The 14,885-nt window shown below is 44.2% G+C and carries 14 protein-coding genes; 4 read left to right on the plus strand and 10 right to left on the minus strand.

Features of this window, described 5'->3' with window-relative positions; translation table 11 throughout:
* Window positions 1-107: 107 nt before the first annotated feature.
* The 3 genes from odhB to rarD form a co-directional block, all read right to left on the minus strand.
* Window positions 108-1,376: a 2-oxoglutarate dehydrogenase complex dihydrolipoyllysine-residue succinyltransferase gene (gene odhB / locus CGZ90_RS01750; protein ID WP_094250611.1), complete on the minus strand. Its 1,269-nt coding sequence runs from the start codon at window positions 1,374-1,376 to the stop codon at window positions 108-110.
* On the minus strand, window positions 1,363-4,221 hold the full coding sequence (locus CGZ90_RS01755; protein ID WP_094250612.1) for a 2-oxoglutarate dehydrogenase E1 component: 2,859 nt from the start codon (window positions 4,219-4,221) through the stop codon (window positions 1,363-1,365). Before CGZ90_RS01755 ends, odhB begins: the two co-directional genes overlap by 14 nt.
* Before the next feature lie 223 nt (window positions 4,222-4,444).
* A complete protein-coding gene (rarD, locus tag CGZ90_RS01760) occupies window positions 4,445-5,377 on the minus strand; it encodes an EamA family transporter RarD (protein WP_094250613.1) in 933 nt (310 codons plus the stop codon).
* A gap of 302 nt (window positions 5,378-5,679) precedes the next feature.
* Here rarD and trhA point away from each other — a divergent pair, with 302 nt between their 5' ends.
* A complete protein-coding gene (trhA, locus tag CGZ90_RS01765; protein ID WP_094250614.1) occupies window positions 5,680-6,321 on the plus strand; it encodes a PAQR family membrane homeostasis protein TrhA in 642 nt (213 codons plus the stop codon).
* Between the two features lie 23 nt (window positions 6,322-6,344).
* Here trhA and CGZ90_RS01770 read toward each other — a convergent pair whose 3' ends face one another.
* The gene (locus tag CGZ90_RS01770; protein WP_094250615.1) at window positions 6,345-6,620 is read right to left on the minus strand and encodes a hypothetical protein; all 276 of its coding nucleotides are present in this window, start codon (window positions 6,618-6,620) and stop codon (window positions 6,345-6,347) included.
* A gap of 69 nt (window positions 6,621-6,689) precedes the next feature.
* Between CGZ90_RS01770 and CGZ90_RS01775 the strand changes: the two genes are divergently transcribed.
* Window positions 6,690-8,048 (plus strand): MATE family efflux transporter, encoded by a 1,359-nt coding sequence (locus CGZ90_RS01775; protein WP_094250616.1) that lies wholly within the window; start codon window positions 6,690-6,692, stop codon window positions 8,046-8,048.
* Between the two features lie 47 nt (window positions 8,049-8,095).
* On the opposite strand, the gene msrA is transcribed toward CGZ90_RS01775, so the two are convergent.
* A complete protein-coding gene (gene msrA, locus CGZ90_RS01780) occupies window positions 8,096-9,055 on the minus strand; it encodes a peptide-methionine (S)-S-oxide reductase MsrA (protein WP_094250617.1) in 960 nt (319 codons plus the stop codon).
* A 208-nt stretch (window positions 9,056-9,263) separates the two neighbouring features.
* On the opposite strand from msrA, the gene CGZ90_RS01785 reads away from it, so the two are divergent.
* Together CGZ90_RS01785 and CGZ90_RS01790 are read left to right on the plus strand one after the other, a co-directional pair.
* The gene (locus CGZ90_RS01785) at window positions 9,264-9,629 is read left to right on the plus strand and encodes a CidA/LrgA family protein (protein WP_165766738.1); all 366 of its coding nucleotides are present in this window, start codon (window positions 9,264-9,266) and stop codon (window positions 9,627-9,629) included.
* Window positions 9,622-10,290, plus strand: coding sequence for an LrgB family protein (locus CGZ90_RS01790; RefSeq protein ID WP_094250619.1), 669 nt, complete (start codon window positions 9,622-9,624; stop codon window positions 10,288-10,290). The genes CGZ90_RS01785 and CGZ90_RS01790 overlap by 8 nt, the downstream gene beginning before the upstream one ends.
* A gap of 61 nt (window positions 10,291-10,351) precedes the next feature.
* Here the strand turns inward: CGZ90_RS01790 and CGZ90_RS01795 are convergent, their stop codons facing one another.
* The 5 genes from CGZ90_RS01795 to CGZ90_RS01815 form a co-directional block, all read right to left on the minus strand.
* Window positions 10,352-11,128, minus strand: coding sequence for a 3-hydroxybutyrate dehydrogenase (locus tag CGZ90_RS01795; RefSeq protein WP_094250620.1), 777 nt, complete (start codon window positions 11,126-11,128; stop codon window positions 10,352-10,354).
* Window positions 11,129-11,145: 17 nt separating this feature from the next.
* Window positions 11,146-12,432, minus strand: coding sequence for a GntP family permease (locus CGZ90_RS01800; RefSeq protein ID WP_094250621.1), 1,287 nt, complete (start codon window positions 12,430-12,432; stop codon window positions 11,146-11,148).
* A 220-nt stretch (window positions 12,433-12,652) separates the two neighbouring features.
* A complete protein-coding gene (locus CGZ90_RS01805) occupies window positions 12,653-13,561 on the minus strand; it encodes a DMT family transporter (protein ID WP_240515324.1) in 909 nt (302 codons plus the stop codon).
* Between the two features lies 1 nt (window position 13,562).
* Entirely contained in the window at window positions 13,563-13,982 is a 420-nt protein-coding gene (locus tag CGZ90_RS01810; protein ID WP_094250623.1) for a nucleoside 2-deoxyribosyltransferase, read from the minus strand.
* A 112-nt stretch (window positions 13,983-14,094) separates the two neighbouring features.
* Entirely contained in the window at window positions 14,095-14,766 is a 672-nt protein-coding gene (locus tag CGZ90_RS01815; RefSeq protein WP_094250624.1) for a GDSL-type esterase/lipase family protein, read from the minus strand.
* Window positions 14,767-14,885: the final 119 nt, after the last annotated feature.

Raw genomic sequence — 14,885 nt, forward strand, 5'->3', positions numbered from 1 at the left:
GTTCCGAAAAATGCAACAATTAGAATCTGATCCTCCCCCTTTATTTAGTCAGCATACTAAAGAAAAAAAGAGCCCCCAGCAAAATGCTGAGGGCTGTTTCATTTTATTTATCCTTCTAGCAAAAGTGTTTCTGGATCTTCGAGAAGATCCTTCACTTTTACAAGGAAGCTTACAGCTTCTTTTCCATCAACGATACGGTGATCGTAAGAAAGAGCGATATACATCATCGGTCGGTTTTCCATAGTGTGCTGGTCAATTGCAACCGGTCTCCACTGGATTTTATGCATACCTAGAATACCAACTTGCTTGCCGTTTAGAATCGGTGTTGACATTAGGGATCCAAACGTCCCCCCGTTAGTGATCGTGAACGTACCGCCTTGCAGGTCTTCAAGCGTCAGCTTTTTCGTCTGCGCTTTTTGTGCAAGGTTCCCGATCTCTCTTTCAATGCCAGCAAAACCGAGTTTGTCTGCATCACGGATGATCGGTACAACAAGACCTTCTTCCGCTCCAACAGCAATACCGATATCATAGAATTTTTTCAATGTGATCTCGTCACCGTTGATTTCAGCGTTCAGCAGAGGGAACTCCTTCAATGCACCGATTACCGCTTTTGTGAAGAATGACATAAAGCCAAGCTTTACTCCGTTCTTTTTGAAGAAAGCGTCCTTTCTTCTGCTTCTTACATCATTGATCGCAGTCATATCGACTTCATTGAAAGTCGTCAGCATCGCTGCGTTTTGCTGTACCTCTACAAGTCTTTTCGCGATCGTCTGACGGCGGCGTGACATTTTCATTGTTTCAGTCGGACGTCCTGCATCCGGGCCTGAAGGAGCCGCTTTTTCAGCAGCCGGCTGTTTTGGTGCTGTCTGTTGTTTTGGTGTTTCCTTAGGCGCTTCATTGTGACGTTTAACATCTTCAGAACGGACACGGCCAAGCGGATCTCTTGCTTGCACTTCATTCAAGTCGATGCCCTTTTCGCGTGCTAGTTTTCGAGCTGCAGGCGATGCGATAATACGTTCGCTGCCAGAATCCTGTTTAGGAACTTCTGTTTTTTCCGCCGCAGCAGGAGCCTCATTTTCTTTTGGTTTTTCTTCTGCTGCCGGTTCTTTCACTTCTGAAGAAGCTGTGTCTGCAGAGCCTTCTCCGTCCTGAAGCACGGCGATGATTTCACCAACTGAAACAGTATCGCCTGGCTGAGCCTTGATTTCCTGAAGGACACCGTCTTGTTCAGCGCTGATTTCAATGTTTACTTTGTCTGTTTCCAGCTCAACAAGGTCTTCTCCTTTTTGAACACGGTCACCAACATTTTTCAGCCACTGTGAAATCGTTCCTTCTGAGATGGATTCTGCTAACTCTGGTACTTTAACTTCGAACATGGTCGTGTCCCCCTTTGGATTCTTCAGGTTTTTCAAGTGCGATTGCTACGATGCGTTCCTGTTCTTGTTTATGGATATCAGGTTCTCCGCCAGACGGGCTTGATCTGTCAGGGCGTCCGATATAAGACACGAGCACGCCTTCAGGGACAAGATCCCAAAGTCTTGGCTCCATAAATGTCCATGGTCCCATGTTCTGAGGCTCTTCCTGTACCCAGCATACTTCTTCTACGTTTGGATATTCGTTCAGGATTTTTTTGATTTCTGCATACGGGAACGGATAAAGCTGTTCAACACGTACGACCTGGAGATGACTAGTATCTTCACCAGATTGGCTGATGGCCACATCTAAATCAACTCCCACTTTTCCGGAGCTCATCACCATTTTAGTAACCTTCTCTTTTTCCTTCACATCAAGAGCGGCATAGGCTGTCTTAAACGTTCCTTCTGCAAATTCTGCAGGTGATGAGGATACTTTTGGATGGCGCAAAAGGCTTTTCGGCGTCATAACTACAAGCGGTCTGATCTCATCATGTTCAAGAAGTTTTGCCTGCCGGCGAAGCAAGTGGAAATACTGTGCCGCGCTTGTCACGTTGGCTACAGTCCAGTTATTCTCAGCCGAAAGCTGAAGGAAACGCTCAAGCCTTGCACTAGAATGTTCAGGCCCCTGTCCCTCGTATCCATGCGGAAGAAGAAGGACTAGTCCAGACTTCTGGCCCCATTTCGCTCTGCCCGCAGAAACGAACTGGTCGAATAATACTTGTGCAGCGTTAGCAAAGTCCCCATACTGCGCTTCCCATAAAACAAGAGTCTCAGGTGCAAACACGTTATATCCATACTCAAATCCGACAACCGCAGCTTCAGAAAGAGGACTGTTGAAAAGTGCGAAAGATGCTAGATTCCCGCTAAGTTTATGAAGCGGTGAATATTTTTCCCCTGTCTTGCTGTCCTTGAGAACAAGGTGGCGCTGTGAGAACGTACCGCGTTCAGAATCCTGTCCAGTCAAGCGGATCGGAGTGCCGTCTTTTAGGATAGCAGCGAATGCGAGTGCTTCAGCCGTTCCCCAATCAAGACCTTTACCATCTGTAAATGCATCCCGGCGTCGTTCCAGAATCTTTTGAAGCTTCGGATAAACAGTGAAATTTTCTGGCCAAGACAGCATATCTTCTGTAATTGCAGCTAAATCTTCCTCAGAAACGGCTGTGTCGACAGGCGGGAAGTCTTTGGAAAGCTGTTCCGGAAGCACCGTATCTTCAAGCTCAAACTTCTCTTTTCTGTCTTTGACTTTGTCGTATTCCTTTTGGTGTTTTTCAAGCACTTCTTTTTCGAAGCGTTCAGTCTCTTCTTTTGTAACGAGACCAGCTTCAACGAGCTTATCTGCATAAATCTGCTTTACGTTCGGATATTTATTGATGAGTGTATAAAGAGCAGGCTGTGTGCCCATCGGATCGTCCATCTCGTTATGTCCATAGCGTCTGTAGCCAATCAAATCGATCAGTACGTCCTTATTGAATGTTTTTCTATATTCACACGCAAAATACACTGCATCGAGACAGGCTTCCGGATCGTCTGCGTTGACATGAATGACAGGGATTTCATAACCCTTTGCCAAATCACTCGCATATCTAGTAGACCGTGAGTCGCTGCTGTCAGTCGTAAATCCGATCAGGTTATTCGCGATGATATGAATCGTTCCGCCAGTATGGTAGCCTTTCAAACCAGAAATGTTTAATGTCTCTGCCACAACGCCTTCACCAGGAAATGCAGCATCACCATGAATCAGTACGGCGAGTGCCTTGTTTGTGTCCTGAGCAGGATAGCCCGCTTTTGTACGGTCATCCTGAGCTGCTCTTGCATATCCTTCTACAACAGGATCAACAAACTCAAGATGAGACGGGTTATTGGCAAGATGAACACGGATTTGTTTTTGATTTTCTTCCGTTATCACACGGTTTGCACCAAGGTGGTACTTTACATCGCCAGTCCACCCGAAGTTGATTCCGCGTGAGCCTTCTGAAGGGAAAAGCTCTTTGTTTGGAGAATGATGAAATTCAGAAAAAATAAGTTCGAGCGGCTTTCCGAGTACGTGAGCAAGCACGCTGAGACGTCCGCGGTGAGCCATGCCGATCATGACATGTTCGACATTGTCGACCGCACTTTCTCTTACGGCTTCATCAAGCATCGGAACGAGCATGTCAACACCCTCGATCGAGAAGCGTTTCTGCCCGACAAATGTTTTATGAAGGAATTTTTCAAATCCGTCCACTTCTGTCAGTCGATAAAGAAGCTGCTGCTTTTCGGCCGCAGAACGTTTTTGGAAAACCTTTCCTTTTTCCGCCATGTCAAAGAGCCATTCACGCTCCTCTTCCTGGTGGACATGGCTGAATTCATATGCGATTGAACGCGTGTACGCCTTTTTCAGACGCTGGATTGCATCCCATGCTGTTGCATCAGCAGCAGGCGCTTTAGTCCATACAAGACGGGCTGGAATGGATTCCAGGTCCTGTTGTGTAAGACCGTATTCTTTCAAATCGATGTAGTGTTCATCTTTCGGAAAGTCTCCGACAGGATAAATGTCTGCCGCAAGATGTCCGTACGTGCGGATGTTTTCGATCAGCTTCATTGTCTGCACAAGCTTGTATGGATCTATTCCGCCTGCTGCAATTACGTGCTGTTCTTCCGCACCTGATGTTTCTAATGGAGGCCCCCACTGTTCGAAGCTTTCAATCAGTGACTGGTCTACAGAATCAGGGTCTTGCTGGTACTGCTCATACATGTCCAAAACGTAGGCAAGGTTTGGCCCATCCAGCTGTTTCCAGGGATTTCCTTGTTTTGGATGTTGTGTCATGGTACTTTCCCTCCTGCACTTCTCTCTGTAAATGGTGCGTTTAATTCTCAACATATCCATATTTCAACAAAAATCGATAGCTTTTTTATACTATCTTTCCCCTTATTAAAACGCTACCAAACTCATTTGTAAAGGGTTTCAAATCATTAAAATAAAAAAAGCGGGATTTCCCGCTTTTAAAATTTATTGAAAAATGAATTATCAGACAGTAATTTTGCCGTTTCTAAGACACCTTTGCAGCTTTTTCTTTATTCAGTTTTTTCAGCCGAGTGTGTTTAGTGATTCTTGATACGCTGAAAATAAACAATGCTGTCCAAATCAATGTGAACGCGACCGCGTGAGTATGTGAAAAGGACTCATGATATAGAAGAACACCTAATATAAGCATCAATGACGGCGCGATATACTGCATAAATCCAATCATAGTGAGTGAGATCTTCCTTGCCGCCTGAGCAAAGCATAAAAGCGGAACAGCGGTGACGATCCCGGCTCCCAAAAGAAGGATAAATGATGATGCAGATCCGCCCATTACAGGCTGATCACCATTTACGGCGTTAAATATTGCATAAAGCAACGCAAAAGGTGCGACAAGCATTGTTTCGTACGCGAGTCCTAGAACAGAATCATAATTCGCCATTTTTTTAGCCAGTCCGTACACGCCAAAAGAGATCGCAAGCGAGAGCGAAACCCAAGGAAAGGAACCGAACTGATAGGTTAGAAACAAGACACCAGCTCCTGCTAGGATGAAGGATATGATCTGCCACATATCCAGCTTTTCTTTTAAAACGATAACTCCTAATAAAACACTCACAAGAGGATTGATATAATAACCTAGACTTGCCTGCACAACATGGTCAGTGTTGACGGCCCAAATATAGATAAGCCAATTAGCACTGATCAGGACAGACGCGGCAAAAACATAAAGAAAATTTTTTTTGCTGCTGAACAGTTCACTCATTCCTGCAGTAAACTGCCTCCATCTTCCCGTGATGGCAATAACAGACATCATAAACATGAAAGACCAAATGATTCTGTGCGCAAGAATTTCTCCTGACCCGACATGCTGGAGAGGTTTCCAGTACAGCGGCAGAAAACCCCAGATGATATAAGCTAATGCCGCATACCATATACCGCTGAGTGGGCTGATTTTGTTCATACGTTCCCCGTTTCTTACAGGCTTAAGACCTGCACTGAGATTAGATTAGTATGATTATATATCGTGTGCAGGAGTTAAGAACAGTTTATTGCTCGCAGCAAAAAAGGGGATGTCAGACGGGGATATCGAAGACACAGTGGAGTTTACTTAAATTTTTGTGACAGCTGGAGTTGATAACCCCCAGCACAAACATAGGACGCAAAATTCAGCTGATCAGCATAAGTACTTGAAAGTGTAAAAATTATTTCTTCCTCCCGTTTTTTGTTATACTTAACATATGAAAATCAGGTGGTGAATTTAAAATGAAAACACACGTTTATACCCGCCGCGAAGAGGTCGCCAACGCCATCACTCATGGACTTGGAGTGCTTCTGAGTGTGGCCGTCCTGTCCATCCTGCTTGTCTTTGCGGTCTGGAAAGGAACAGCGGTTCATATTGTCAGTTTCACTGTATTCGGCACAACGATGTTCATGCTGTATACAGCTTCTACTCTCGTACACAGCTTTCCAGAAGGTAAAGTGAAAGATTTGTTTGAGATCATGGACCACTCTGCAATTTATCTTTTTATCGCCGGAACCTATACACCGCTAGTTCTTATCGTTGTTGGCGGTGCCCTTGGCTGGACACTGTTTGGTGTTGTATGGGGGATCGCACTTTTCGGAGTCGTGTTTAAAATATTTTTCACAAAAAGGTTTGTGATTCTGTCGACTCTCGGTTATGTAGCCATGGGATGGATGATAGTTTTTGCTTTTAACGATGTAGTAGCGAACATGCCAGCTGCAGGACTGCAGCTTCTTATCGCAGGCGGCATCCTTTATACAGCAGGCAGCATCTTTTATGTTTGGCGAAGCTTTCCATTTCATCATGCAGTTTGGCATGTGTTTGTGCTTGCAGGCAGTGTCCTTCATTTTCTGATGATGTTCTATGTACTGCCTTCTGCATAAAAAAGCCCATCCTCTGGGCTTTTTTATTCTTCTACATCCAGATAATCGCGCATTTTTTTCACATAACGCTTTAACCGGAATAAGATTTCTGCCTGCATCTTTTTGTGTGAGAACGCCTCTTTTACCGCTTTGACGGATACAAAGACACCGAACGGGGTGACTGTTACAGGCACTGTTCCTTTAAAAAGCGTCTCACCGCTGTTTTTATCTACGACTTCAGTTTCCACTAAAGCAATTTTCTCTTCTGGTTTTTCACCTTTCGCTACCTTCTCTGTATAAAAAATATACTGAATCCCCATCTTTTCAACTCCGATGTTTTTCTGTGTTATAATGCATTTTATCAAAAGACACTGAAAGCAGGACACTACATGCAGCAAACATCAGGCTATTCAGCCAAAATGAAGCAATTCATCAAGATCGTCATTCCGGTTCTCATCACACAGCTCGGCCTTTATGCGATGAATTTTTTTGATATCGCCATGTCCGGAAGAGCGGGGGCTGAACAGCTGGCTGGTGTGGCCATCGGTTCAAGCTTATGGGTGCCGGTCTTTACCGGCTTAAACGGCATCCTCATGGCACTGACACCGATTGTTTCCCAGCTTACAGGAGCCGGCCGGAAAAAAGACGTGCCTTATTCAGTCATTCAAGCGTTTTATTTGTCTGTCATCATTGTAATCATCATCCTTGGTGCCGGATCTGTCTTGTTAAACCCCATACTCGATTTTATGAAGCTTGAAGAAGATGTACAAAATGTGGCTTACGGCTATCTGGCTGCTCTGTCTATAGGCATACTTCCTTTATTTGTTTATGGGGCAGCTCGTTCCTACATTGATGCGCTCGGACAGACAAGAATTACTATGTTTATTACCCTTATAGCACTGCCGATAAATGCTTTTTTAAATTATCTTTTTATCTTCGGTAAATTCGGTTTTCCTGAGATGGGCGGAATTGGGGCTGGAGTGGCCACAGCCATCACATACTATGTAATTTGCGGCCTGTCATTGTATTTCATTTACAAGATCGAGCCGTTCAGGAGCTACCGTATCTTTTCAAGATTTCCAAAACCGTCTTTTTCCGCTTGGAGAACACAGCTGAAAATCGGTGTGCCGATCGGTTTTTCAATCTTTTTTGAAGTAAGCATATTTGCAGCGGTCACTCTTCTGATGAGCCGGTTTGATACGGTTACGATCGCTGCTCATCAGTCAGCACTGAACTTTGCATCTTTTTTATATATGCTCCCGCTGAGCATTTCCTTTGCTTTAACGATCGCCATTGGTTTTGAAGTCGGTGCCAAACGATTTATGGATGCCGTTCAATACAGCTATATTGGAATCATGATCGCCGTCGCGTTCGCCCTCTTCCTCTCAGCTGTGCTTCTCGTTTTTGACAGCCAGGTCGCGGGAATTTATTCTGATCAGAAGGAAGTGGTAGAGATGACAAAATCTTTCCTTCTTTATGCTGTGTTTTTTCAACTTGCCGACGCAGTCGGGGCACCTATTCAAGGTGCGCTGCGCGGTTATAAAGATGTGAACGTCACCTTCATGCTTTCCTTTATCTCTTACTGGGTCCTTGGGCTGCCAGTCGGCTATTATCTTGCAAACTATACATCTATGGGAGCTTATGGATACTGGGTCGGCCTTATCTCAGGATTAACTGCCGGAGCGGTCATCCTTTTCATGAGAATGAGATATATCCAAAAACGTCAATTCACACAGCAAAATATATAATAAAGCAAAAAGCAAGCCAGGCTATAAGCCCAGGCTTGCTTTTTCATTTATTTAAAAAGATTAATAAACTCTCCATACCCTTCCTTCTCGAGTTCACTCACAGGAATGAACCTGAGTGCAGCAGAATTGATGCAATAACGAAGTCCCCCTTTGTCTCTCGGACCGTCAGGGAACACATGTCCAAGGTGTGAATCGGCTTCGGCACTCCTCACCTCTGTACGGATCATGTTATGAGACAGATCTTCCTTTTCTTTCACCCCTGCACTGCGTATCGGCTTAGTGAAACTCGGCCAGCCGCAGCCGCTGTCATACTTGTCAAGAGATGAAAATAAAGGTGCGCCCGAGATGACATCCACATAGATGCCTTCTTCTTTATGGTTCCAGAATTCATTTTGAAACGGCGGCTCTGTCGCATCGTTCTGTGTGACATTATACTGCATCGGCGAGAGCTGTTTTTTTGCTTCTTCTATATCGCGGTTAGAACTCCAATTTTCCTTGATAAAGCGGGCACGGCCAGAGCCTTCTTTATAACGGTTATAATGGAACGGATTTTTCTTATGGTAGCTTTGATGGTATTCCTCAGCTTCATAAAATGGCTTAGCCGCAAGAATATCTGTGACGATCGGCTTTGCAAAGCGTCCGCTCTGTTCAAGTTCCAGTTTTGATTTTTCAGCAGCGGCTTTTTGCTCTTCGCTATGATAAAAGATCGCGGTGCGGTACGAATCACCGCGGTCATGAAACTGTCCGCCTGGGTCTGTCGGATCAATTTGCTGCCAAAAGATATTCAGCAGTTTTTCATACGGAAAAACAACTGGATCAAACGTGATCTGAACCGCTTCATAATGGCCGGTCGTTTCTGAGCATACTTCCTTGTACGTCGGATTCTCTGTATGTCCTCCTGTATAGCCTGATACAACTCGCTCAATGCCGGGATATTCCTCAAACGGCGATACCATGCACCAGAAGCAGCCGCCTGCAAACGTAGCTTTTTCAAGACTTTGACTCATGAAGCATCCCATCCTTTATCTTTTTTATAATCATAAGCGAAGGAAACCAAGAAATCGAACATTTCACATTGAATGAACTTGCGGCAAACAGTATTTGCAGACCAGCGAATAAAATTCCCTCTTTCTTTTACACCCGTTCCCGCATCACATCAGCCATGATATAATGTCAGGCATAACGGTGTACGTCCATCAGGAAGAGGTTTTTATTATGCGATTTTTCACTGTAATGCTGCAGGTTGCGTTTCTGTATGTATTCAGTCTGGCTGGCAGCATGATTTCAAAATTTCTGCACCTTCCCTTGCCCGGCAGTCTAGTAGGGATGGCGCTTCTTTTTGTCATGCTCTCAGCAGGAATTATACGGGAGCAATACGTTTCTGAAGGCTGCAGGTTCTTGCTTCGTTATTTGCCGCTCTTTTTTATTCCTATCACAGTTGGGGTAATTAAGTATCCTTTTCTTTTGTCTCTGTCCGGACTTAAGATCGCAGCTGTTATTTTTGTATCAACAGCCATCATGATCAGTTTTTCTGGCCTTATTGTACTTATCTTCAGAAAGGAATCATCTCAAAATGGATGAGTTGTTTTTTCTTTTCCTGACCGTTGCTGTTTTTTCACTCTCAAGCCTCTTATATAATAAGAAACGTATTCCGCTTTTCATTCCTGTGCTCACATCTACTTTCTTCATTGGTGCAATTCTCATCACACTTTCAGTTCCTTATGAACAGTACTTTAACGGCGCTCATTGGATCAGCGAACTGCTTGGACCGTCTATCGTAGCGCTGGCATACCCTCTGTATACTTACAGATCGCTTTTATATAGAAACTGGCTCAGCATACTATCAGGTGTATTCGCCGGTTTTTTTATCGGCTTTTTCAGTGTGCATGCTGCTTCTGCCCTTTTTTCTTTCAGTGATTTGATGACAAGATCGCTGTATCCCAAATCAGTCACAACACCTGTCGCGATGGAAATCGCTTCAGCAACAAATGGATCTCCTGAGTTAGCTTCTCTGTTCGTGGTTATCACCGGAATAATAGGGGCTGTTATTTCTCCTGTTTTATTCCGCTTGTTCAACATCTCCTCCCCCTCATCCCGCGGGATCTCGCTAGGGTCATCAGCACATGCGATCGGAACGTCAAAGGCGGCTGAGTACGGAGAGGAAACTGCAGCTTATAGTTCAGTAGCTATGGCTTTGAGCTGCGTTGTAGCTTCCGTGTTCATTCATCTATGGGTGAAGTGATTACACTGCTAAAAAAAGCGTGTTAAAAGCAATAAACTGCTTTTAATACGCTTTTTCAAAATTATTGGGCGGTGTACCCTCCGTCAATCACAACAGCTTGCCCCGTAACGCCTTTAGCATGATCACTTGATAGGAATAGGGCGTATTGTGCGATTTCATCTACTGTCAGCAGCCGTTTTTGCGGAACAAGAGGATAAATCACTTCTTCAAGCACCTTTTCGAGCGGAACATTTCTTGTCTTCGCTAGATCTTGCAGCTGGTTTCTTACTAGCGGAGTATCGACATATCCAGGGCAGATGGCATTTGCCGTAATTCCATGCTCTGCTCCTTCAAGAGCTGTAACCTTCGTCAGTCCTATCACCCCATGCTTAGCGCTGTTATAAGCTGCTTTGCCGGCAAACCCGATCAGTCCGTTTATGGAGGACATGTTCAATATACGGCCAAATTTCTGATTTTTAAAAACGGGAAATGCGTGTTTGGTAGCCATAAATGGTGCAGTAAGCATAATCTTGATGAGCAGCTCGAACTTTTCAGTCGGGAATTCTTCAAGCGGCGATACATGCTGCATACCTGCATTATTGATCAAGACATCAAGTCTTCCGTATTGCTTGACCGTCTTTTCGATCATCTGCTTCGTGTCTTGTTCGCTCGTTACATCAGCTTTGATCCCAAGCGCGTCATGACCTTCACTTTTCAGTTTTTCTTCCGCTTCTTTTACACCCTCTTCATTGATATCTGTTACTACCACTTTAGCGCCCTGCTGAGCGAATGTCTCTCCAATTTCAAAACCAATTCCGCGTGCAGCGCCTGTGATCAGGACGATTTTATCTTGTACCATCTTCATTTCCTCCTTCATTAATAGATCCCAAGGTTGCCAAGCACTAATGCTGCAGCAAGTGCAATCGTAGGAATCACAAGTGCTACGACGGCAACATCTAAATACGATTCTTTATGAGTAAGACCCGTTACAGCGAGCAGTGTAAGCAACGCTCCGTTATGTGGAAGTATTGAAGCCCCAGATGCGATGGCAGCAATCCGATGAAATGCTTCAGGACTGATTCCGCTAGACTGTGCGATCGAATAATACTTTTGACCAAGCGCTTCGAGCGCGATTCCCATCCCTCCCGAAGCGGATCCGGTAATGCCAGCCAATATATCTACTGCGATCGCTTCAGATATTAGCGGGTTTCCTTTAATCCCAAGGATCCATCCTGTCAGCACAGCAAACGCCGGAACTGCCGTTACGACAGCTCCGAACCCAACAGCAGCACTCGTGTTTAAAATGGCCATGACCGAACCTGCCGCACCGTCGTTAATCGATTTTACAAATTTTTTATAATGCTGCCAATTAAGCACAAGAATGAGAAGAATACCAGCCAAAAGTGAGGTTAGGATGTTCCACTTAAGAGCGTTCAGCGTGACGACTACCACGACAAGCGGAAGAAATGATAGGTATGGATTTGGAAGGCTTTCTGGATCAACATCTTCCACCTTGTGTCCTTTGTCCGGTTCGCTGTATTCTTCTCCTCCTGCCGTAAGCCTGGTTTCTCTCCATTTTAAATAAAAATAGCCGCCGACAGCCATGATAAGCGCCGCTGTTATACCCATAATCGGTCCAGCACCGGGTGATGTTTTAAAATAATCGATTGGAATCAAGTTTTGGATTTGCGGAGTGCCAGGAAGCGAAGTCATCGTGAACGTGAAGGCGCCCAGGGTAATCGCTCCTGGAATCAGTCTTCTCGAGATGTTCGCTTCACGGAAAAGTGCGATCGCCAGCGGATACATCGCAAAAACGACGACAAAGAGGCTGACCCCTCCATATGTAAGGACTGCCGCTCCTGCAATTACACCTAGAAGAGCCCTTTTAGTCCCGATCCAGTTCGTCAGCTTGAATGCAACAGACCTTGCTGAACCTGTATCCTCCATCAATTTTCCGAATACAGCCCCGAATAAAAAAACGGGAAACCATTTCAGAACAAAATCAACGAGTCCTTTCATATACGTTTCTGTATACGCCGGGAGAAGATCGAGACCGCCGAACATCGCCACGATTGCAGCGCACAATGGGGCGATCCAAATGATTGACCAGCCTAGATAAGCAAAAATCATGAGCAATAAGAGACCAAGAAAAATTCCTGTCATGTTTTTCTCCTTAACTGAATGTGGTGTTTAATGGAAATCTTTTTTATGTTTTACTGAACACATTGATTTCATGCAAATAAAACTTGGCTGACGCCAGTCTTTTAGTCATGCTTAACCGCGATCGTTCTATTTAGTTAAATGACGTGGAACTCCTCAATCTTAAGAAGTTCTATTTCATACAAAAAAAGCTTTTAACCGACATTTCATCGGTTAAAAGCTGTTATGCTGTCTGTTTGTTTGATGATTCTTCAATTGCAGGTTTGCGATAAAGCACGTAATAAAGGCCAGCCAGGACAAGAGCTCCTCCGATCCATTGAAACCATTGCAAATGTTCCGAAAGAAGAATGTAAGCCAGGATGCTTGCTCCAACCGGCTCACCTAGTATAGCAATTGATATAGCTGTTGCCGATATGTATTTCAGCAGCCAGTTAAACAGGACATGGCCGAAAACAGTCGGGATAACAGCAAGAAGAATAAAGATCTTCCAGTCATTTTCACTGTATCCTGTCATCGGAATCCCGGCAGCTAGATTATATAACGCAAATACAGCAGAAGCTGAAATGAATACAATATAGCTGTATAAAAAAGAAGGGATATCTCTCATCAGCTTTTGACCGAGAAGCATATGGATGGCAACAACCACTGTGCCAAGAACGGAAAGTGCATCACCAAGAAGGTTTTCTTTTGAAACACCGATATCACCCCATCCGATCATGACCGCACCGATGATGGCGATGATCATCCCATAGACGGATTGCAATTCTGTTTTTTCTTTAAATAGAAAATAAGCCCCGGCCATGACAAATACAGGCTGCAATGACAGGAGGATGGTAGAGCTGGCAACTGTGGTCAGCTTTAACGAACCCATCCAGAAAAGAAAATGAAGCGCTAGAAATACTCCTGATAAAAATAAGTAGCCGTATTGACGGAATGTAATCTTCACCATCGAACGGAAATGTTTAAACAAGAAAGGAGTCATCAGCAGCAAGGTAAACAGCAGCCTGTACATTCCCTGAACAGAAACTGGAGCATCAGACCATTTTATGAATATAGACGAAAATGAAACAGCCACGATTCCGACCACTAACGGAAACACTACAGGTATGGGGCTTGATGTTTTTTGCATCATCTTACACCTGACAAGAAAGCCGATACCCTTCGGCTGTTTCCTTTACCGCTGTGATCAGCCGCTGCATCTCACCCTTAATTATTGTGACGCCGTTTATATAGTAAAAGGTGACTTTTCTTTCTTCATCGCTCCATTTGTTATCCATAGCGTACAAAAACACCTTTTTTTCTTCAGCTATAGCGATACCCAATTCAGTATGCGTTCCTTTGCCGCCAGGAAGGAGGATAACGATGATGTCTGCATCTTTTATTCCGCGCACTTCCGCTTCTCCAATCGCACAAAGCTGCTCTTCATCAGTTGTTTTATCATTTTGTGTCCAGTCATACGTCTGCCTGAGCCCTTCATGCATTAATGTACCCGCAAGTTTTCTCACAGTCTCTATATTTTGAAAACCTGAACCAATATAAAATGTTGTTGTCATGTTGTGCCCCTGTCTTTTTTGTTTAGAAGCATTTCCTAAACATTATCTCTCTTTCAAATAAACATGTCCATAAAGAAAATACAGCCTTATTTTAAAGGCTGAAGTGACCTTTTCAGCGATCAAGCAATTCACTATAGCCAAGCTCGTACAGAGCAACCGCTATCGCCTGATATCCTCTCGAATTAGGGTGGATGCTGTCCCACCAGAGCAAATCTTTTTCGCGTCCAAGAAAAGCACTGTATAAATCTGCAATTTTAACGTTTGGAAAACGGCAGAAGCTTTCAAGATGCTCATTGAACAATCCCACCCATTTTACCGCACTCTGAACCTCTGAGTATGGATTGTACAGATTGCAGATTCGGACGATATACGGCTTTTTATGTTTTTCTTTCTCTTCCGCGATTGCACATAAAAGCTTTGTCATGTTTTCTTTGCATCTGACAAGGGCCTCGAATAAAGCATCCTCCTCATAAGTTTTGAAAAAAACTTTAGCAGCTTGAATTAAATCGTTTCCCCCAGCTGTTATCGTGATGATATCCGAACGGAGAACTCTTTTAAACACCTCTTTTTTCATTACCTTCCTTAAAATCTCCTCAGTCGTGTCACCTGAATGAGCGAAGTTCCTGGTTTTCAGCCTAACCCCAAGCGCTATCTCGGTAAACTCTTCGAATCGCGGCACATAGCCTTTATAGTGCAGACTTGCAGAACCTACACCTACTGTAATCGAGTCTCCTAATGCAGTATAACGCAGCTTGTTTTTCTTCGTGTTAGTGTTGTTATCCATCGTGACTTCCCTTTCTTATTCCGCCTTTTATATCTATATGAAAACGGAAGAAAAAGAGGCAATAATTTTCGCTAATTGGACGGCTTCCCTATGCCATTTGTCCATATGTGACATATGAT

The organism is Fictibacillus aquaticus (assembly GCF_002245695.1).
Lineage (GTDB): Bacteria > Bacillota > Bacilli > Bacillales > Fictibacillaceae > Fictibacillus > Fictibacillus aquaticus.